Source organism: Pseudomonas graminis (assembly GCF_001705435.1).
GTDB classification, from domain to species: domain Bacteria; phylum Pseudomonadota; class Gammaproteobacteria; order Pseudomonadales; family Pseudomonadaceae; genus Aquipseudomonas; species Aquipseudomonas graminis_B.
In genome coordinates, this window is sequence record NZ_MDEN01000063.1 from 31,619 (window position 1) to 51,220 (window position 19,602).

Annotated in this window: 19 protein-coding genes; 8 read left to right on the forward strand and 11 right to left on the reverse strand. The window is 60.5% G+C overall.

Annotation, left to right across the window (positions count from 1 at the left end; translation table 11 throughout):
* Nucleotides 1–49: 49 nt before the first annotated feature.
* From BBI10_RS13780 to cspD, 3 genes are all read right to left on the reverse strand, one after another.
* Nucleotides 50–490 (reverse strand): NUDIX hydrolase, encoded by a 441-nt coding sequence (locus BBI10_RS13780; RefSeq protein WP_065989143.1) that lies wholly within the window; start codon nucleotides 488–490, stop codon nucleotides 50–52.
* 115 nt (nucleotides 491–605) lie between these two features.
* The gene (locus BBI10_RS13785; protein ID WP_065989144.1) at nucleotides 606–2,831 is read right to left on the reverse strand and encodes an NADP-dependent isocitrate dehydrogenase; all 2,226 of its coding nucleotides are present in this window, start codon (nucleotides 2,829–2,831) and stop codon (nucleotides 606–608) included.
* Between the two features lie 584 nt (nucleotides 2,832–3,415).
* Entirely contained in the window at nucleotides 3,416–3,682 is a 267-nt protein-coding gene (cspD, locus tag BBI10_RS13790) for a cold shock domain-containing protein CspD (protein ID WP_065989145.1), read from the reverse strand.
* Between the two features lie 222 nt (nucleotides 3,683–3,904).
* Between cspD and clpS the strand changes: the two genes are divergently transcribed.
* Nucleotides 3,905–4,267 carry an ATP-dependent Clp protease adapter ClpS gene (clpS, locus tag BBI10_RS13795; RefSeq protein WP_065989146.1) on the forward strand — a complete coding sequence of 121 codons (363 nt, stop codon included), beginning with the start codon at nucleotides 3,905–3,907 and terminating at the stop codon, nucleotides 4,265–4,267.
* 30 nt (nucleotides 4,268–4,297) lie between these two features.
* The gene (clpA, locus tag BBI10_RS13800; protein ID WP_065989148.1) at nucleotides 4,298–6,568 is read left to right on the forward strand and encodes an ATP-dependent Clp protease ATP-binding subunit ClpA; all 2,271 of its coding nucleotides are present in this window, start codon (nucleotides 4,298–4,300) and stop codon (nucleotides 6,566–6,568) included.
* A 126-nt stretch (nucleotides 6,569–6,694) separates the two neighbouring features.
* Here clpA and infA read toward each other — a convergent pair whose 3' ends face one another.
* The 3 genes from infA to aat all read right to left on the reverse strand — a co-directional run bounded on the left by infA (nucleotide 6,695) and on the right by aat (nucleotide 8,459).
* Nucleotides 6,695–6,913, reverse strand: a complete 219-nt coding sequence (infA, locus tag BBI10_RS13805; protein WP_002553999.1) for a translation initiation factor IF-1 — start codon at nucleotides 6,911–6,913, stop codon at nucleotides 6,695–6,697.
* A gap of 101 nt (nucleotides 6,914–7,014) precedes the next feature.
* Nucleotides 7,015–7,722 (reverse strand): arginyltransferase, encoded by a 708-nt coding sequence (locus tag BBI10_RS13810; protein ID WP_065989154.1) that lies wholly within the window; start codon nucleotides 7,720–7,722, stop codon nucleotides 7,015–7,017.
* A gap of 47 nt (nucleotides 7,723–7,769) precedes the next feature.
* Nucleotides 7,770–8,459, reverse strand: a complete 690-nt coding sequence (aat, locus tag BBI10_RS13815; RefSeq protein WP_065989155.1) for a leucyl/phenylalanyl-tRNA--protein transferase — start codon at nucleotides 8,457–8,459, stop codon at nucleotides 7,770–7,772.
* A gap of 461 nt (nucleotides 8,460–8,920) precedes the next feature.
* Between aat and BBI10_RS13820 the strand changes: the two genes are divergently transcribed.
* From BBI10_RS13820 to cysG, 6 genes are all read left to right on the forward strand, one after another.
* On the forward strand, nucleotides 8,921–11,335 hold the full coding sequence (locus BBI10_RS13820) for a DNA translocase FtsK (protein ID WP_065989157.1): 2,415 nt from the start codon (nucleotides 8,921–8,923) through the stop codon (nucleotides 11,333–11,335).
* Between the two features lie 76 nt (nucleotides 11,336–11,411).
* A complete protein-coding gene (lolA, locus tag BBI10_RS13825; protein ID WP_065989159.1) occupies nucleotides 11,412–12,035 on the forward strand; it encodes an outer membrane lipoprotein chaperone LolA in 624 nt (207 codons plus the stop codon).
* Between the two features lie 18 nt (nucleotides 12,036–12,053).
* A complete protein-coding gene (locus BBI10_RS13830) occupies nucleotides 12,054–13,376 on the forward strand; it encodes a replication-associated recombination protein A (RefSeq protein ID WP_065989161.1) in 1,323 nt (440 codons plus the stop codon).
* Nucleotides 13,376–13,750 (forward strand): fluoride efflux transporter CrcB, encoded by a 375-nt coding sequence (crcB, locus tag BBI10_RS13835; RefSeq protein ID WP_065989163.1) that lies wholly within the window; start codon nucleotides 13,376–13,378, stop codon nucleotides 13,748–13,750. The genes BBI10_RS13830 and crcB overlap by 1 nt, the downstream gene beginning before the upstream one ends.
* 16 nt (nucleotides 13,751–13,766) lie before the next feature.
* Nucleotides 13,767–15,047: a serine--tRNA ligase gene (gene serS, locus BBI10_RS13840; protein ID WP_065989165.1), complete on the forward strand. Its 1,281-nt coding sequence runs from the start codon at nucleotides 13,767–13,769 to the stop codon at nucleotides 15,045–15,047.
* Nucleotides 15,048–16,442, forward strand: a complete 1,395-nt coding sequence (gene cysG / locus BBI10_RS13845; RefSeq protein WP_065989167.1) for a siroheme synthase CysG — start codon at nucleotides 15,048–15,050, stop codon at nucleotides 16,440–16,442.
* Nucleotides 16,443–16,511: 69 nt separating this feature from the next.
* Here cysG and BBI10_RS13850 read toward each other — a convergent pair whose 3' ends face one another.
* The 5 genes from BBI10_RS13850 to tusC all read right to left on the reverse strand — a co-directional run bounded on the left by BBI10_RS13850 (nucleotide 16,512) and on the right by tusC (nucleotide 19,602).
* Nucleotides 16,512–17,513 carry a glutathione S-transferase family protein gene (locus BBI10_RS13850; protein ID WP_065989169.1) on the reverse strand — a complete coding sequence of 334 codons (1,002 nt, stop codon included), beginning with the start codon at nucleotides 17,511–17,513 and terminating at the stop codon, nucleotides 16,512–16,514.
* Between the two features lie 97 nt (nucleotides 17,514–17,610).
* Nucleotides 17,611–18,612, reverse strand: a complete 1,002-nt coding sequence (locus tag BBI10_RS13855) for a glycosyl transferase family protein (RefSeq protein WP_065989171.1) — start codon at nucleotides 18,610–18,612, stop codon at nucleotides 17,611–17,613.
* Complete coding sequence (locus tag BBI10_RS13860) at nucleotides 18,609–18,944, reverse strand: TusE/DsrC/DsvC family sulfur relay protein (RefSeq protein WP_065989173.1); 336 nt, start codon at nucleotides 18,942–18,944, stop codon at nucleotides 18,609–18,611. The genes BBI10_RS13855 and BBI10_RS13860 overlap by 4 nt, the downstream gene beginning before the upstream one ends.
* The gene (gene tusB, locus BBI10_RS13865) at nucleotides 18,941–19,240 is read right to left on the reverse strand and encodes a sulfurtransferase complex subunit TusB (RefSeq protein ID WP_065989175.1); all 300 of its coding nucleotides are present in this window, start codon (nucleotides 19,238–19,240) and stop codon (nucleotides 18,941–18,943) included. Before tusB ends, BBI10_RS13860 begins: the two co-directional genes overlap by 4 nt.
* Nucleotides 19,240–19,602 carry a sulfurtransferase complex subunit TusC gene (tusC, locus tag BBI10_RS13870; RefSeq protein ID WP_065989177.1) on the reverse strand — a complete coding sequence of 121 codons (363 nt, stop codon included), beginning with the start codon at nucleotides 19,600–19,602 and terminating at the stop codon, nucleotides 19,240–19,242. Before tusC ends, tusB begins: the two co-directional genes overlap by 1 nt.

Below are 19,602 nucleotides of genomic sequence, written 5' to 3' on the forward strand. Positions count from 1 at the left end.
GGGAGTCGGCGCCAAGGCTAAAAGCTATTCAGTTGCGCTGGGCGGCCGGTCAGTCGCGCACAACCTCGATGCTGTGAATCGGACCTGTCAGGTAGTCGTCCACGCAGCGCAGGACCAGCTCGCTGCGCCAGCGCTCCGGTTGGCTGGCGAGTTCGTCGCGGCTGAACCAGGGGGCGCCGACGATGCCGGTGTCCAGCGCACGCTCGGGGTGGTGTCGCGTCGCTTTGGCCGAAAAACACACACGCTGATAGGTCACGCCATTGCTTGGCGCAGTGTACAGGTAGATGCCGACGACGCCCGTCAGCTCGACGTCCCAGCCGGTTTCTTCAAGGGTTTCGCGGATGGCCGCTTCACGCAACGTCTCATCAGGCTCCAGGTGCCCGGCAGGCTGATTGAGCACCAGCTTGCCGTTTTTCAGTTCTTCAACGAACAGGAAACGGCCGTTGTCTTCGATGACGGTTGCGACGGTGATGTGGGGGTGCCAGGTCATGGATAGTTCGCTCATGCGGCAGGTGTCAAAGATAGGTCGTGTATTCAGATTGCAGTACTGCGCACAAACACAAACCCCGGCACGGGGCCGGGGTCTGTGGTCGACCACTACAACCTTACTTCAACGCGTTGATCGCGTCGTTCAGGGTCTTGCTTGGGCGCATGGCGTTGCTGGCCAGTTCCGGGGTAGGGAAGTAGTAGCCGCCGATGTCCAATGGCTTGCCCTGTACGCTGTTCAGCTCGGCGACGATGGTCGCTTCATTGTCAGCCAGGGTTTTTGCAAGCTCGGTGAACTTGGCTTGCAGCGCCGTATCTTCGGTCTGTGCCGCCAGGGCCTGAGCCCAGTAGGTGGCCAGGTAGAAGTGGCTGCCACGGTTGTCGATACCGCCGACCTTGCGCGATGGCGACTTGTTGTTGTCCAGGAACTGGCCGGTGGCCTTGTCCAGGGCGGTGGCAAGTACCAGCGCTTTCGGGTTGTCGTAGACGTTGCCCAGGTGCTCGAGAGACGCGGCCAGCGCCAGGAATTCACCCAGCGAATCCCAGCGCAGGAAGTTCTCTTCGTTCAGCTGTTGAACGTGCTTGGGCGCCGAACCGCCTGCGCCGGTTTCGAACAGACCACCGCCGCTCATCAGCGGCACGATGGACAGCATCTTGGCGCTGGTGCCCAGTTCCATGATCGGGAACAGGTCGGTCAGGTAGTCGCGCAGCACGTTGCCGGTCACCGAAATGGTGTCCTTGCCCGCGCGGATACGCTCCAACGAAACCTTCATCGCGTCGACGGGCGACTGGATGCTGATGTCCAGGCCTGCCGTGTCGTGATCCTTCAGGTAGTGCTCGACCTTCTTGATCATCGCCGCGTCGTGGGCGCGCTCAGGGTCCAGCCAGAAAATGGCCGGGGTGCCGCTCAGGCGCGAACGGTTGACGGCCAGTTTGACCCAGTCCTGAATCGGCGCGTCTTTGGTCTGGCACATGCGCCAGATGTCGCCGGCTTCAACGGTCTGCTCCATCAAGACCTGACCTTTGTCGTCGGTCACACGGACCACGCCATCGGTGTCGATCTGGAAGGTTTTGTTGTGCGAGCCGTACTCTTCGGCTTTCTGCGCCATCAGGCCAACGTTTGGCACGCTGCCCATGGTGGTCGGGTCGAAGGCGCCGTGCTGCTTGCAGTCTTCGATTACTGCCTGGTAAATGGTCGCGTAGCAACGATCCGGGATCACGGCCTTGGTGTCCTGCAGAACGCCGTCGTTGTTCCACATCTTGCCGGAATCACGAATCATCGCCGGCATCGAGGCGTCGACAATGACGTCGCTCGGCACGTGCAGGTTGGTGATGCCTTTGTCGGAGTTGACCATCGCCAGAGCAGGGCGGGTCGCGTAAACGGCTTTGACGTCCGCTTCGATCTGCGCTTGCTGGTCGGCCGGCAGGTCTTTGATGCGGGCGTACAGGTCGCCAATGCCGTTGTGCAGGTTGAAGCCGATTTCCTTCAGGACGTCAGCGTGCTTGCTCAGCGCTTCCTGATAGTACTCAGCGACGAACTCACCAAACATGATTGGGTCCGAGACCTTCATCATGGTGGCTTTCAAGTGCACGGAGAACAGCACGCCGAGCTTCTTGGCGTCTTCGATTTCACGGGCCACGAAAGCGCGCAGGGCTTTCTTGCTCATGACCGCGCAGTCGATGATCTCGCCGGCCAGTACTGAGGTCTTGTCCTTCAGCACGGTGGTGCTGCCGTCTTTGCCGATCAGCTCGATCTTCACGGCGCCAGCGGCTTCGATCAGCGAGGATTTTTCGCTGCCGTAGAAGTCACCGTTGTCCATGTGCGCCACGTGGGACTTGGAGTCCGCCGACCAGGCGCCCATCTTGTGCGGGTGCTTGCGCGCGTAGTTCTTGACGGAGAGCGGCGCTCGACGATCAGAGTTACCTTCACGCAGAACCGGGTTCACGGCGCTGCCTTTCACTTTGTCGTAGCCCGCCTGGGCAACCTTGTCGGCTTCGGTCACGACTTCATCGGGGTAGTTCGGGATGTCGTAGCCCTTGGCTTGCAGTTCCTTGATCGCGGCCTTCAGTTGTGGAACCGAGGCGCTGATGTTCGGCAGCTTGATGATGTTGGCTTCCGGCGTGGTCGCCAGTTGGCCCAGCTCTGCCAGATCGTCGGACACCTTCTTGTCACCCAGGCGCTCGGGAAAGCTGGCGAGGATGCGGGCTGCAAGCGAGATGTCGCGGGTTTCAACGGCGATGTCAGCGGAGGCGGTGAACGCTTCGATGATAGGCAGCAGTGAGTAGGTGGCGAGGGCTGGCGCTTCGTCAGTGAAGGTGTAGATGATCTTCGAGCGGTTGGACATATTCGGGATAACTCTCTTCTTTGCTGAGCGTACACAAAATTTCGAGATGCGCAGGGTAGGCACTTTCGCCCAGGTATCGATGAGCCGAAAGTCGAGAATTTCGTCGCGTGATAGGGGGTGCATCAGTCGAGCGTCAAACGGTCGGACCCGGGTAGCGGTCTGGCCTGTCGAGGGCTGAAAGCCTGGTCTCAGGTGGTTCGGCCCCCAATGACCCAACGGTCACCGGCGCTGAGTATATCACTGCACCCGGCCATTACTACGGTACTCGTGTGACGGCTTTGCGGTGCCCGGGGTGGTCGCGCGGATTCAGGCAAGCGTCATGATTTCCCCGGAAAACCCTTCAGCCCTTGTACAGCGGGGCCTGCGGCAAGCTGTCGCAGTGGTCTGAAGGCGATGTGCCCGGTTCGGTCGCTCAAGGGATTTCGACTAAAGGCGCATCCCCATCACGGCAGCGTTTCTCACGGCTATATAGATGCACGTCCCGAGAGGGGAGCGGCACAAAAAAAAGCCGGTCAACCCTGAACGGATTGACCGGCTTTTCGAATCTCGCGCTTGAACGGTCCGGCTCAGGCGTGATTGTTACGCTATGCCCGCTGCTTCTCTTCCTGTCTCTGGTGTTGAGTGACGGCTTCATGGGCAGCAGCGGGGACCTGCGCAATGATCCCCACGGCGTGAAGACCTTTTGGACCCTGGATGATCTCGAACTCGACCGGCTGTCCGGCCTTCAGCGTTTTATAGCCGTCCATAGCGATCGCCGAGTAATGAGCGAACAGGTCTTCAGACTTGCCGTCTTCAACGATGAAGCCATACCCCTTGGCGTTGTTGAACCACTTGACCTTACCGCTGTGCATAGTCACATCCCTCTGCAAAGGACTCCGATGGGAGTATCATCACCTCTCATCCGCCGGACCTAAAAAATTTTGGTTGACTGCGCGGACCCTTTTTACCCAATGTGGGTTCTATTGTTTGTAACACCGATTGGCCGATAGTCAAGGTCAAGCGGCGGTCCAGTTGAAAACCGGTATCACCGCCACCACTTATTTCAATCACGTCCTCTGTGAACCTTCTTTACCATGCATGCATTCAGCAAGATTCGACTAACATTCAATCAGGATGACCCGCAGCCCCATGAGGACGATGCGTCGGGCATCGCTGTACAAGAAGCCAAGCCGACATTGCAGGTGCCGCCTATGTATAAGGTGGTTTTGTTCAATGATGACTACACCCCGATGGATTTCGTTGTCGAAGTGCTCGAGGTGTTTTTCAACCTGAATCGTGAGCTGGCGACCAAGGTCATGCTGGCCGTCCATACAGAGGGACGGGCCGTTTGCGGATTGTTTACCCGCGACATCGCCGAGACCAAGGCTATGCAGGTCAACCAGTACGCCAGGGAAAGCCAGCATCCGCTACTCTGTGAAATCGAGAAGGACGGTTAACCGCCGGACACTTGGGTATGAGGTGAAGCTATGTTAAACCGTGAGCTCGAAGTCACCCTCAATCTGGCTTTCAAGGAGGCCCGCTCGAAACGTCATGAGTTCATGACCGTCGAGCACCTCCTGCTGGCCTTATTGGACAATGAGGCTGCCGCCACCGTACTGCGTGCCTGCGGCGCAAACCTCGACAAACTCAAACACGACCTCCAGGAGTTCATCGACTCCACCACGCCGCTGATTCCCGTCCACGACGAGGATCGCGAGACCCAACCTACACTCGGCTTCCAGCGCGTTCTACAGCGTGCGGTTTTTCATGTGCAGAGTTCCGGCAAGCGGGAAGTCACGGGCGCAAACGTGCTGGTGGCCATTTTCAGCGAGCAGGAGAGCCAGGCAGTGTTCCTGCTCAAGCAGCAGAGCGTTGCCCGTATCGATGTCGTCAACTACATCGCCCACGGTATTTCGAAAGTGCCCGGGCATGGCGATCAATCTGAAGGTGAGCAAGATATGCAGGATGACGAGGGCGGTGAGTCTTCTTCCTCAGGCAATCCTCTGGATGCCTATGCGAGCAACCTGAATGAGCTGGCCCGTCAAGGCCGCATCGATCCGCTGGTAGGGCGCGAGATGGAAGTCGAGCGCGTCGCTCAGATTCTCGCGCGGCGTCGCAAGAACAACCCGCTGCTGGTGGGCGAGGCCGGGGTGGGTAAAACCGCCATTGCCGAAGGCCTGGCCAAACGCATCGTCGACAACCAGGTGCCGGATCTGCTTGCTAACAGCGTCGTCTACTCCCTCGACCTGGGTGCACTGCTGGCCGGTACCAAGTACCGTGGCGATTTCGAGAAGCGCTTCAAGGCGCTGCTCGGCGAGTTGAAGAAACGGCCCCACGCGATCCTGTTCATCGACGAAATCCACACCATCATTGGTGCGGGCGCTGCATCAGGTGGCGTGATGGACGCTTCCAACCTGCTCAAGCCGCTGCTGTCTTCGGGTGATATCCGTTGCATCGGCTCGACCACGTTCCAGGAATTCCGCGGCATCTTCGAGAAAGACCGTGCGCTGGCCCGCCGCTTCCAGAAAGTCGACGTGTCCGAGCCCTCCGTCGAAGACACCATCGGCATTCTGCGTGGCCTGAAAGGTCGTTTCGAACAGCATCACAATATCGAATACAGCGATGAAGCCCTGCGTGCCGCTGCCGAGCTGGCATCGCGCTACATCAATGATCGTCATATGCCCGACAAGGCCATTGACGTGATTGACGAGGCCGGCGCCTATCAGCGGCTGCAACCGGTGGAAATGCGCGTCAAGCGCATTGAAGTGCCACAGGTCGAAGACATCGTGGCGAAGATCGCGCGGATTCCGCCAAAACACGTCAACAGCTCCGACAAGGAGTTGCTGCGTAACCTGGAGCGCGACCTGAAGCTGACCGTGTTCGGTCAGGATGCCGCCATCGACTCGCTGTCGACCGCGATCAAGCTGTCCCGTGCCGGCCTCAAGTCGCCGGACAAGCCTGTCGGTTCGTTCCTGTTCGCAGGTCCGACCGGTGTCGGCAAGACCGAGGCTGCGCGTCAGTTGGCCAAGGCGCTGGGTATCGAGCTGGTGCGTTTCGACATGTCCGAGTACATGGAGCGTCACACCGTATCGCGTCTGATCGGTGCGCCGCCGGGCTATGTCGGTTTTGATCAGGGCGGCCTGCTCACTGAAGCCGTCACCAAGCAACCGCATTGCGTGCTGCTGCTCGATGAAATCGAGAAGGCGCACCCGGAAGTCTTCAACCTGCTGCTGCAGGTGATGGACCACGGGACGCTGACCGACAACAACGGGCGCAAGGCGGACTTCCGCAATGTGATCGTGATCATGACCACCAACGCCGGTGCTGAAACGGCGGCGCGTGCTTCGATCGGTTTCACCCATCAGGATCACTCCTCTGATGCGATGGAAGTGATCAAGAAGAGCTTCACGCCGGAATTCCGCAACCGTCTGGACACCATCATTCAATTCGGTCGCCTCAGCCATGAGGTTATCAAGAGCGTGGTGGACAAGTTCCTCACCGAGCTTCAGGCGCAGCTGGAAGACAAGCGCGTGCTGCTGGAAGTGACCGAAGCGGCGAGAGGTTATCTGGCCGAAGGTGGTTACGACGCGGCGATGGGCGCACGTCCGATGGCACGACTGATCCAGGACAAGATCAAGCGTCCGCTGGCCGAGGAAATCCTCTTTGGCGAGTTGTCCGAGCATGGCGGTGTGGTACACATCGACTTCAAGGACGGCGAGATCACGTTCGATTACGAGACCACGGCTGAAATGGCCTGAGGTTTTGGCTATCGCAATAACCCTCAAAGGCGCCGAAAGGCGCCTTTTTTGTGTCTGGCTGGCTCGGGACTAAACCCGCGCACACAAAAACGCCCGGCATGTGCCGGGCGTTTTTGTTAAGACCTGTTAGCGGGCGCGGTAAGTGATGCGACCTTTGCTCAAGTCGTAGGGCGTCAGCTCAACGCGGACCTTGTCGCCGGTAAGAATGCGGATGTAGTTCTTGCGCATCTTGCCGGAGATGTGCGCGGTTACGACGTGCCCATTTTCCAACTCCACACGGAACATGGTGTTGGGCAGGGTGTCGACGACAGTGCCTTCCATTTCGAAGCTGTCTTCTTTCGACATGCAGTAAAGCCCTCGGTATCCAATGAATGGCCCGGTGCAAACGGCAGCCAGGCAAAAGCGGGCTGCATTGTGCCCGAAAACTGAGGTTTAAGCCAAGGGCTTCAGTAAAGAGTGACCCATCTTTGATTGGTGAGCAGTTCGATGGGGCGATATTGGGTCTTGTAATTCATCTTTTTGCAGTTCTTTATCCAGTAGCCGAGGTATACCGCGTGCAATTGCATGCGTGCGGCTTCGGCGATCTGCCAGAGAATCGCGTACCGCCCAAGGCTGCGGCGCTCCTCCGATGGCTCGTAGAAGGTGTAAACGGCAGAAAGACCGTTGGGCAGCAGGTCGGTGACGGCCACGGCGAGCAGTCGGCCTTCCAGACGGAATTCGTAAAAACGCGAAAACGGCAGGTCCCGGACCAGGAAGGTGGAAAACTGGTCGCGGCTCGGCGGAAACATATCCCCATCGGCATGGCGCTGTTCGATGTAGCGCTGATACAGATCGAAGTACTCCTCACTGAAATGCGGCTTAGTGCTCGTCACTTCGAGGTCGGCGTTCCTTTTGAAAATACGTTTTTGCTGACGATCGGGCACGAACAGTCCCACAGGAATGCGCGCAGGCACACAAGCGCTGCAGTTCTGGCAGTGCGGACGGTAAAGATGATCGCCACTTCGGCGAAACCCCATGTCCGAGAGATCGGCATAGACCTGGACATCCATTGGCTGGCTGGGGTCGAGAAACAGCGTAGTGGCTTGTTCCTCGGGCAGGTAGCTACAGGAGTGGGGTTGAGTGGCATAGAACTTCAGCCGCGCCAGCTCGGTCATGATCAACCCTCGAGAAAAACTGTAGACATGAGTGTATGCCAGGCCAATCAAACTCGCCTAGGTGACCAATCGGCTGAATGGCTCCCGTCGAGGTGTTTGTGCAGATAGTCGGCGAAGGTCTGGCGCGCAATCGAGCGCGCGCCAAGGCTTAGCAGGTGCTCGGTAGGCATCTGGCAATCAATGAGAACAAAACCCGATTCTTTCAGGTATTCGACCAACGTTGCGAAGCCGACCTTGGAAGCGTTGTCGGCCCGGCTGAACATCGATTCGCCGAAGAACAGCTGGCCCATTGCCAATCCGTACAGGCCGCCCACCAGCGCGTCGCCGTCCCAGACTTCGACGCTGTGGGCGAAGCCGCGGGCGTGCAGTTCAATGTAGGCTGCCTGCATGGAGCCGGTGATCCACGTGCCGTCGGCGTAGGCCCGGGGTTCGGCGCACGCTTGAATGACCGCCGCGAAATCCTGGTCGAAGGTGACCCGATAACGCCCCTGACGCAGCAACTTGCCCAGGCTGCGGGATACATGCAGCTCTTCCGGAAACAGCACGGTGCGCGGGTCCGGCGACCACCAGAGAATAGGCTGGCCCTGCTGATACCACGGAAAGCAGCCATGCCGGTACGCAGCGATCAGGCGATCAGCGGACAAATCGCCGCCGCCGGCCAGCAGTCCGTTGGGCTCGCGCATGGCTTTTTCCAGCGGAGGGAAATCGAAGGTGTTGCGTTGTAACCAGGTCAGCATGGCATCCAGACTTTACGAGAGGGGAGGGGAGTCAACGCGGTGTGCAACTCCGTAGTGCAAATGCGGTCACAAGCCGCTTGATCGCGCCTGGAAACTGGAGCAGTTGGCTTTTTCATCCAGACATGGCCTTTTGATAGTTCAAGCGAGTCGCAAAAACCCGTCATAAGCCTTTGTCGGCAAAGAAAATGCGTGCTCAAATTGTCAGCGGCCGGCGAAGCTTGAACATCTGCAAGCACCGCGCCAGACTAACGTAGCGCGCGGCGCGCAAATCCGTACAATGCCGATGTTGTTTAACCTCATTTCAAGTCACCTGTCGAGCGTGCGTTATCGCAGGCGCGGTTTTCCCTGTTGCCAGGATGCTCTACTGGCCGATGTTAGGGAAAGCCACTGCCATTTCGCCCAGGCAGTCGTACACAGTCAATCATCAGATGTTCGCGCTTGCGCGCAGGAATTGAAGCGTTTTGAAGAAATCCACCATAGCACCCACCCCCGTTCCGCTCTGGCGGCAGCACCTGCACTACCGGCTCAAGGAAGGTGCACTGATCGCGTTCGGCGCGCTGTGTCTGTATCTGATCATGGCGCTGTTGACCTACGATCAGGCCGATCCGGGCTGGAGCCACACAAGCAGCTCGAGCAATTCGGCGCAGATCCAGAACGCCGCAGGCTTCGCCGGTGCTTATTCTGCCGACATCCTGTTCATGATCCTCGGCTACTTCGCCTACATCTTCCCGTTGCTGCTGGGCGTCAAGGCCTATCAGGTGTTCCGCCAGCGCCATGAGCCATGGCAATGGAGCGGCTGGCTGTTTTCCTGGCGCATGATCGGGCTGGTGTTTCTCGTGCTGGCGGGTGCTTCGCTGGCGCACTTGCACTTTCATTCGGCGTCGGGCCTGCCGGGTTCGGCCGGTGGCGTGCTGGGCGAAGTGCTGGGCGATCTGGCCAAGCGTGCGCTGAATGTTCAGGGCAGCACGCTGCTGTTCATCGCCTTGTTTCTGTTCGGCCTGACCGTGTTCACCGATCTGTCCTGGTTCAAGGTGATGGACAACACCGGCAAGATCACCCTGGATCTGATCGAACTGTTCACCGGCTCCCTCAACCGCTGGTGGGCCGCCCGCAATGAGCGCAAGCAGATGGTGGCTCAGTTGCGTGAAGTCGACATGCGTGTCGACGAAGTGGTCGCGCCGGTGGCCCCGGATCGACGTGAGCAGGCCAAAGCCAAGGAGCGCCTGATCGAGCGCGAGCAGGCGCTGACCGAACACATGGTCGCCCGTGAGAAGCACGTGCCCGCCGTCATCGCGCCTGCACCGCCACGCGCACCTGAGCCGAGCAAGCGCGTGCAGAAAGAGAAGCAGGCGCCGTTGTTCGTCGACAGCGCCGTGGAAGGCACTTTGCCGCCCATCTCGATCCTCGATCCGGCCGAGAAAAAGCAGCTCAACTATTCGCCTGAATCGCTGGCGGCGGTGGGGCATCTGCTGGAGATCAAGCTCAAGGAATTCGGCGTCGAAGTCACCGTGGACTCGATTCATCCAGGGCCGGTGATCACCCGCTACGAAATCCAGCCGGCTGCCGGCGTGAAAGTCAGCCGTATCTCGAACCTGGCCAAAGACCTTGCGCGTTCCCTGGCAGTGACCAGCGTCCGTGTGGTCGAGGTCATTCCCGGCAAGACCACCGTCGGTATCGAAATTCCCAACGAAGATCGCCAGATCGTGCGCTTCTCCGAGGTCCTGTCGACGCCGGAATACGACGACGCGAAATCGCCGGTCACCCTGGCGCTGGGTCACGACATTGGCGGCAAACCGGTCATCACCGACCTCGCCAAGATGCCGCACCTGCTGGTCGCCGGTACCACCGGTTCCGGTAAGTCGGTGGGCGTGAACGCCATGATCCTGTCGATCCTGTTCAAGTCCGGCCCGGAAGACGCCAAGCTGATCATGATCGACCCGAAAATGCTCGAGCTGTCGATCTACGAAGGCATCCCGCATTTGCTGTGTCCGGTGGTGACCGACATGAAGGACGCCGCCAACGCCTTGCGCTGGTCGGTGGCTGAAATGGAACGCCGCTACAAACTGATGGCCAAGATGGGCGTGCGTAACCTGTCGGGCTTCAACCAGAAGGTGCGTGAAGCGGAGGAGGCCGGCACGCCGCTGTCCGATCCGCTGTACCACCGCGAAAGCATTCACGACGAAGCGCCGCTGCTGACCAAGCTGCCGACCATCGTTGTGGTGGTCGACGAATTCGCGGACATGATGATGATCGTCGGCAAGAAGGTCGAAGAACTCATCGCCCGTATCGCCCAGAAGGCCCGTGCCGCAGGTATCCACCTGATCCTCGCGACCCAGCGACCGTCGGTGGACGTGATCACCGGTCTGATCAAGGCCAACATCCCGACGCGCATGGCGTTCCAGGTGTCGAGCAAGATCGACTCCCGGACCATCATCGACCAGGGTGGCGCCGAACAACTGCTCGGCCACGGCGACATGCTCTACATGCCGCCGGGAACCAGCCTGCCGATTCGTGTGCACGGCGCGTTCGTCTCGGACGAAGAGGTTCACCGCGTCGTTGAGGCGTGGAAGCTGCGGGGTACGCCGAACTACAACGACGACATCCTGGCCGGCGTTGAAGAGCCGGGCAGCGGCTTCGACGGTGGCGGTGGCGGCGGTGATGGCGAAGACAGCGAAAGCGATGCGCTGTACGACGAAGCGGTCAAGTTCGTGCTGGAAAGCCGTCGCGCGTCGATCTCTGCGGTACAGCGCAAGCTGAAGATTGGTTACAACCGCGCCGCGCGGATGATCGAAACCATGGAAAACGCCGGCGTCGTAACACCCATGAACACCAACGGCTCGCGCGAAGTGATTGCGCCAGCCCCAGTGCGTGACTGACACTTCCCGGTCACGCGTTACCGGGCGTCGCCATCGCGACGGCGCCCGGCTTCAACCACACTCAAAGAGGAATCCCATGCGTCTTATCCGCATGCTGTTGGTATCTGCACTGGCTTTTTCTGCTGTCTCGGCCCACGCCGACAGCAAGGACGTGGCACGCCTGACCCAACTGCTGGAAAACTCGAAAACCCTGAGCGGGCGCTTCTCCCAGCTCACCCTCGACGGTGGCGGCACGCAGTTGCAGGAAACCTCCGGTCAAATGACTTTGCAGCGCCCGGGCCTGTTCTACTGGCACACCGACGCGCCGCAAGAGCAACTGATGGTGTCCGATGGCAAGAAGGTTTCCCTGTGGGACCCTGACCTGGAGCAGGTCACCATCAAGACCCTCGACCAGCGCCTGACCCAGACCCCGGCGCTGCTGCTGTCCGGCGACGTGTCGAAAATCAGCGAGAGCTTCGACATCAGTGCCAAGGAGGCGGGCGGCGTGATCGACTTCGTGCTCAAGCCCAAGTCTCGGGACACCCTGTTCGACAGCCTGCGCCTGTCCTTTCGCAACGGCATGATCAACGACATGCAATTGATCGACAGTGTCGGCCAGCGCACCAATATCCTGTTCACCGGCGTCAAGGCCAACGAGCCTGTCGCCGCGAGCAAATTCCAGTTCCAGATCCCGAAGGGCGCTGACGTCATTCAGGAATAAAAGGGGTTCGCCTGTTTCATGGACCTGTTCAGCACTGAACCGATCGCGCAACCGTTGGCCGCGCGCCTGCGAGCGACCAATCTGGACGAGTACGTCGGCCAGCAGCACCTGCTCGCCCACGGCAAGCCACTGCGTGAAGCGCTGGAGCAGGGTGCGCTGCATTCGATGATTTTCTGGGGACCGCCCGGCGTGGGCAAAACCACGCTGGCGCGGTTGCTGGCGAAAGTCTCCGACGCGCATTTTGAAACGGTGTCGGCGGTGCTGGCGGGGGTCAAAGAGATCCGCCAGGCGGTGGAGGTCGCCAAGCAGCAGGCGGGTCAGTACGGCCGCCGCACCATTCTGTTCGTCGACGAAGTGCACCGTTTCAACAAGTCCCAGCAGGATGCGTTTCTGCCCTACGTGGAAGACGGCACGCTGATCTTCATAGGCGCCACCACCGAAAACCCTTCTTTCGAACTCAACAACGCGCTGTTGTCTCGCGCCCGGGTCTATGTGCTCAAGAGCCTGGACGAAGGGGCGCTGCGCCAGTTGGTCAACCGCGCGCTGAACGAAGAACGCGGGCTGGGCAATCGCCATCTGACCTTGGGCGACGAGGCGTTCAAGACGCTTCTGGCTGCAGCGGATGGCGACGGCCGGCGGATGCTCAATCTGCTGGAGAACGCCTCGGACCTGGCGGAAGACGGCAGCGAAATCGATCCCGAGTTGCTGCAAAGCCTGCTGGGTGACAGTCGCCGTCGCTTCGACAAGGGTGGCGAAGCGTTCTACGACCAGATTTCCGCGCTGCACAAATCCATTCGCGGCTCCAACCCCGACGCCGCGCTGTACTGGTTCGCGCGAATGATCGACGGTGGCTGTGATCCGTTATACCTGGCGCGGCGCGTGGTGCGCATGGCCAGCGAAGACATCGGTAACGCCGATCCGCGCGCCTTGCCGCTGTGCATGTCGGCGTGGGATGTGCAGGAACGCCTCGGCAGCCCGGAAGGCGAGTTGGCCGTCGCCCAGGCCATCGTGTATCTGGCTTGCGCGCCGAAGAGCAACGCCGTGTACATGGGTTTCAAAATGGCCATGCGCGAAGCCACCGAGCACGGTTCGCTGGAAGTGCCCTTGCACCTGCGCAACGCGCCGACCAAGCTGATGAAACAGCTCGGCTACGGCGAAGAGTACCGCTACGCCCATGATGAGCCGGATGCCTACGCGGCGGGTGAAGACTACTTCCCCGACGAGCTTGAACCGCGTCAGTATTACCAGCCGGTCCCCCGCGGCCTTGAGCTGAAGATCGGCGAAAAACTCAAACACCTGTCGGCGCTCGACCGCGCCAGCCCTCGTCAACGGAGAAAATAGTGATTCAGTTGATTCTTGCCGTGTCCGCCGGTGGCGTCGCTGGTACATTACTGCGTTTCGCCACGGCTAACGTCGTGGCCGCGAACTGGCCGCGCTACTTCTACACAGCAACGCTGGCGGTGAATCTGGTCGGGTGCCTGCTGATCGGTCTGCTCTACGGGCTGTTTCTGATTCGCCCGGAAGTCCCGATCGAGTTGCGCGCCGGATTGATGGTGGGATTCCTCGGTGGTTTGACGACGTTTTCGTCTTTCTCACTGGACACGATTCGTCTGCTTGAAAGCGGCCAGGCTCCTCTGGCCATTGGCTACGCCCTCATCAGCGTACTGGGCGGGCTGCTCGCAACGTGGGCTGGCCTGTCTTTGACCCGAATTTAATATACGAGAGACCGATATGCTCGACTCCAAACTGTTACGTACCCAACTTCAGGACGTAGCGGATCGCCTGGCTTCCCGTGGCTTCACACTGGACGTGGCCCGCATCGAAGCGCTGGAAGCCCAGCGCAAGACGGTGCAGACCCGCACCGAACAGCTTCAGGCCGAGCGTAACGCCCGTTCCAAATCCATCGGTCAGGCCAAGCAGCGCGGCGAAGACATCGCGCCGCTGATGGCTGACATCGATCGCATGGCCGAAGAGCTGAGCACCGGCAAGAAAGAACTGGACGCCATTCAGTCCGAGCTCGATGCCATGGCCCTGAGCATGCCGAACCTGCCCCACGAATCGGTGCCGGTGGGCGCTGACGAAGAACAAAACGTCGAAGTGCGTACCTGGGGCACACCGGCTTCATTCGACTTCGCGGTTCAGGATCATGTCGCCCTGGGCGAGAAGTTCGGCTGGCTGGACTTCGAAACCGCCGCCAAGCTGTCCGGGGCCCGTTTCGCGTTGTTGCGTGGCCCGATTGCGCGCCTGCACCGTGCGTTGGCGCAGTTCATGATCACGCTGCACATCAATGAGCATGGTTACGAAGAGACCTACACGCCGTATCTGGTCCAGGCGCCCGCATTGCAGGGCACCGGCCAGCTACCGAAATTCGAAGAAGACCTGTTCAAGATCTCCCGCGAAGGCGAGGCCGATCTGTACCTGATCCCGACCGCCGAAGTGTCGCTGACCAACATCGTCTCCGGCGAAATCATCGACGCCAAGCAGCTGCCGCTGAAGTTCGTCGCCCACACCCCGTGCTTCCGCAGCGAAGCCGGCGCGTCGGGTCGCGATACCCGCGGCATGATCCGTCAGCACCAGTTCGACAAGGTCGAGATGGTGCAGATCGTCGAGCCGGAAAAATCCATGGAAGCGCTGGAGAGCCTGACCGGTCACGCCGAACGCGTTCTGCAACTGCTCGAATTGCCGTACCGCGTACTGGCGTTGTGCACAGGCGACATGGGTTTCAGTGCGGTGAAAACCTACGATCTGGAAGTGTGGATTCCGAGCCAGGACAAATACCGTGAAATCTCGTCGTGCTCCAACTGCGGCGACTTCCAGGCGCGTCGTATGCAGGCGCGCTGGCGCAACCCGGAAACCGGCAAGCCGGAACTGGTTCACACGCTGAACGGTTCGGGCCTCGCGGTGGGTCGCACGCTGGTGGCGGTACTGGAAAACTACCAGCAGGCCGACGGCTCGATCCGCGTGCCGGACGTTCTCAAGCCATGGATGGGCGGCATCGAGGTCATCGGCTAAATGGAATTTCTGCCACTGTTCCATAACCTTCGGGGCGCTCGGGTGCTGGTGGTCGGCGGCGGCGAGATTGCCTTGCGCAAGTCTCGCCTGCTGGCTGATTCCGGTGCGGTGCTGCGCGTGGTTGCTCCCGAGATCGGGGCGGAAGTGCGCGAGCTGATCGAGCGCAGCGGTGGCGAGCAGATTCTGCGTGGCTACACCGAGTCGGACCTCAACGGCTGCGTGCTGATTATCGCCGCCACCGACGATGAGCCGCTCAATGCGCAGGTGTCAGCCGATGCCCGCCAGCGCGGTGTGCCGGTCAACGTGGTGGATGCGCCTGCGCTGTGCAGCGTGATCTTCCCGGCGATTGTCGACCGGTCGCCGTTAGTGATCGCGGTGTCCAGCGGTGGCGATGCGCCGGTGCTGGCGCGTCTGATCCGCGCCAAGCTGGAAACCTGGATTCCGCCCACCTACGGGCATCTGGCCGGTCTGGCCGCGCGCTTTCGTCATCAGGTGAAAGGGCTGTTTCCTAACGTTCAGCAGCGTCGGGCGTTCTGGGAGGATGTATTTCAGGGGCCCATCGCTGATCGGCAGCTGGCCGGACAGGGCGCCGAAGCCGAGCGCTTGCTGCAAGCGAAGATCGACGGCGAGGCGCCGCCCACGACCGGTGAGGTGTACCTCGTCGGCGCGGGGCCGGGCGATCCTGATCTGCTGACCTTTCGCGCACTGCGTCTGATGCAACAGGCGGACGTGGTGCTTTACGACCGCCTCGTAGCGCCAGCGATCCTGGACTTGTGCCGACGCGACGCTGACCGTGTCTACGTCGGCAAGCAGCGCGCCGACCACGCCTTGCCCCAGGACCAGATCAACCAGCAGTTGGTGGACCTGGCCAAGCAGGGCAAACGCGTGGTGCGCCTCAAGGGCGGTGATCCGTTCATCTTCGGCCGTGGCGGCGAAGAAATCGAAGAGCTGGCCGCCCATGGCATTCCGTTCCAGGTCGTGCCGGGCATCACGGCGGCCAGTGGTTGCGCGGCCTACGCCGGTATTCCGCTGACCCATCGCGATCACGCGCAGTCCGTGCGTTTCGTGACCGGCCACCTGAAGAACGGCTCTACCGACCTGCCGTGGAAGGATCTGGTGTCGCCATCGCAGACGTTGGTGCTCTACATGGGCCTGATCGGGCTGCCGGTTATTTGCGAGCAGTTGATCCGGCACGGCCGGTCGGCCGACACCCCAGCGGCGTTGATTCAGCAGGGCACCACGGTCAACCAGCGCGTCTTCACCGGCACGCTGGCCAATCTGCCGCAATTGGTGGCCGAGCACGAAGTCCATGCGCCGACCCTGGTGATTGTGGGCGAAGTGGTGAAGTTGCGGGAGAAACTGGCATGGTTCGAAGGGGCTCAGGCGAGCGTCTGATTCCACCGCAGTCTTTCAAAGTTTATGCGGTGGAGAGCCAGGTGGGGTTTCAGTGTTAACTGAAACCCTTCAGCCGTTGTGCAAGATCCCTTTCCCGTTCAAACGCCCCCGATCATGCTTGCCGCTAAAGTCCTGCTGCGGCCCTTTTGGCACGATACCGGTCGGGTTGATGGTGGCGTGGCTCCCGTAGTAGTGATGCTTGATGTGCACGAAGTCCACCGTCTCGGCAACACCCGGCAGCTGATACATCTCGCGCACCCAGTTGCTCAGGTTCGGGTAGTCGGCAATGCGTCGCAGGTTGCACTTGAAGTGCCCGTGATACACCGCGTCAAAGCGAATCAGCGTGGTGAACAGGCGCACGTCCGCTTCAGTCAGGTACTCGCCCACCAGATAGCGTTTCTCGCTGAGCAGCGTTTCCAGCGCATCCAGCTCGGCGAACACCTCATCGAAAGCCTCTTCGTACGCACCTTGCGACGTCGCGAATCCGGCGCGATAGACGCCGTTGTTCACGGCCGGATAAATTCGGTCGTTCAGCCGGTCGATCTCGTTGCGCAGCGGCTCTGGATAGAGATCCAAGTGATTGCCGGTCAATTCGTCGAACGCCGAGTTGAACATCCGGATGATTTCCGACGACTCATTGCTGACAATGCGATTCAGCTGCTTGTCCCACAGCACCGGTACCGTAACCCGACCGGTGTAATCGGCGGTGTCGGCGAGATAGCGCTGGTACATAAAGGTATGGCCATCCAGTGCATCGCCGGTAGAACCGGTCTGCTTGTCGAATGTCCAGCCGTTCTCGCGCATCAGCCAACTGACCACCGAGACGTCGATCAGGCTTTCCAGACCCTTGAGCTTGCGCACGATCAACGTACGATGGGCCCACGGGCAGGCCAGGGAAACGTACAAATGGTAGCGGCCGGCCTCCGCCTTGAAGCCGCCTTCACCGGACGGGCCGGGGCTGCCATCAGCAGTCACCCAGTTCCGGCGCTTGGCTTGCTCGCGCTGAAACGCGCCGTCTTTGCTGCTTTCGTACCACTGGTCTTGCCAGCGTCCTTCAACGAGAAGGCCCATGCCTGACTCCAAATTGAGCTGTACCGAAGTACGTTGGAGATCAGTCTAAAGGCAATCGTTCGAACGAATGGCGCAAAGACTGGGGAGTAGCTATCGGCTAAATCGATCTGTTCCGGTTTGCCCAATACTGCTCCGCCTGGGCGAAGGCTTCAGCCCGCGGCATCCCGAGGCCCCGCAGTGCCAGCGCCATGGTTGCGATCAGCGCCAGCTGCGGGTAGCTGTCCTCGATATCGCCTTTCCAGATCGCGACCAGATGCAGCGGGTCGAGGGTGGCAGGCTTCACGTGGCGACGATCCGACAATGCGGGCCATTCCTCATCCCACGGCTGGCCATCGGTGGTGCCGTACAAATGGCTGATGGTGTCGGGGTTGATCTCGACCTCACCGCCGTCGCCCTTGATCACGATGGCGTGGTCGCCGAGCAGGCTGCTGGCGTCGCGGTGCACGCCCTGATAGCCAGGATGGAAAATACTCTGCAGCCCGCACCGCGCGCCCAGTGGGTTGAGGATGCGCGCCAGCGAATGGATCGGCGAGCGCAGTCCCAGCGTGTTGCGCAGATCGATCATGCGCTGAAGCTGCGGCGCCCAGTCGCCGAGGGGAAAGAACGCAATGTTCTGCTGCTCCAGCGCTTCCCCCACCGCTTGCCAGTTGCGACACAGCGGAATCCCCAACAGGTTCAGCAACTGCTCGCTGTACAACCGGCCGGCGGTATGGGCGCCGCCGCCGTGCATTAATACGCGCACGCCGTTCTGCGCCAGGCACTTGGCGGCCAGCAGGTACCACGGCAGGTGACGCTTCTTGCCGGCGTAGGTCGGCCAGTCGATATCGACCGTCAGTTCCGGCGCATGCAGACGCTCGCGCACCGCTTCGGTGAAGCCTGCGAGCTCATCCGGGCTCTCTTCCTTGTGCCGCAGCAGCATCAGGAAAGCGCCGAGCTGGGTGTCTTCGACTTTTTCATCGAGCACCATGCCCATGGCTTCCCGGGCTTCGGCGCGGGTCATGTTGCGCGCACCACGCTTGCCTTTGCCGAGAATACGAACGAAGGGCGCGAAGGGATGCTCGGCAGGGGTTTCGGTGACGAGGGGGGTGAAGTCAGTCATAGGCAATTGGTCGGCTTGGGCAGGCCCGCCAGCTTGGCGGCAAGTTTGGCGGGAGTGCCGTTGAACAGACGATTCAGGTGCAAGCTGTTGCCTTTGTCGGCGCCCAGTTTCAGCGCGGTGTACTTGACCAGCGGCCGTGTGGCCGGGGACAGCTGAAATTCTGCATAGAACCCGCGCAGCAGTTCAAGAATTTCCCAGTGATCGGGCGTGAGGGCGATGTCTTCCTCAAGGGCCAGGGCTTCGGCGACTTCGTTGGACCAGTCGTTTAGGTCCTCAAGATAGCCGTCCTTGTCCAGCGCGATGCTGCGGCCATCGACGATAAGCTGTTTCATAGCCAGGTGTTGACCTTGTCGTAGTGCACCGAGAGCGTCACGAAGCCGGCATAGTCGACGCTTTGTGCCCAGTCAGGCAGCGCGATGTGTCGAGCGGTGGCGTCTTCATCGAGCACGAACACCTTCAGGCTGCCGGTTTTCGCGTTCAGCGACTGGGCGGCAGCGGTGTCTGCGCGCAACGCATAGGTCGCGTCGCCGCAGAGCAGGATCGCGTCTTCGCTTCCTAGCACGCGCAGGCAACTGCTCAGGCGCGAGTCGGTGAAAGGGGAATTAGAGAGTACGTGCAGGGTAGCCATCAGATCGTAATCACTTGGTCGTAACGGTCAATGAGCGCGGCGATTTGCGGGTCATCCAGCACCTGGAGCGGTTCGACGCTTAACCCGGTTGGCGGCATCCCGCGCTGATTCAGGCTGGTGCGGCAGGCGAACAAGTCTTCCACGCCGAACATCGACAACGCCTGCAGGTTGGCGCTCAGGTCTTTCTGCTGCACCTGGCTGGCGTTCTGCGCCGTGGCCAACTGAAGCACACCGTCGTCCATGAACAGCATGGCGACCGGCAGATCAAACGCGCCGCCGGCCAGGGCAATGTCCAATGCCTCGCGCGCGTCCGGACCCGACCAGGGCGCCTGACGGCTGATGATCAATAACGACTTCGCCAC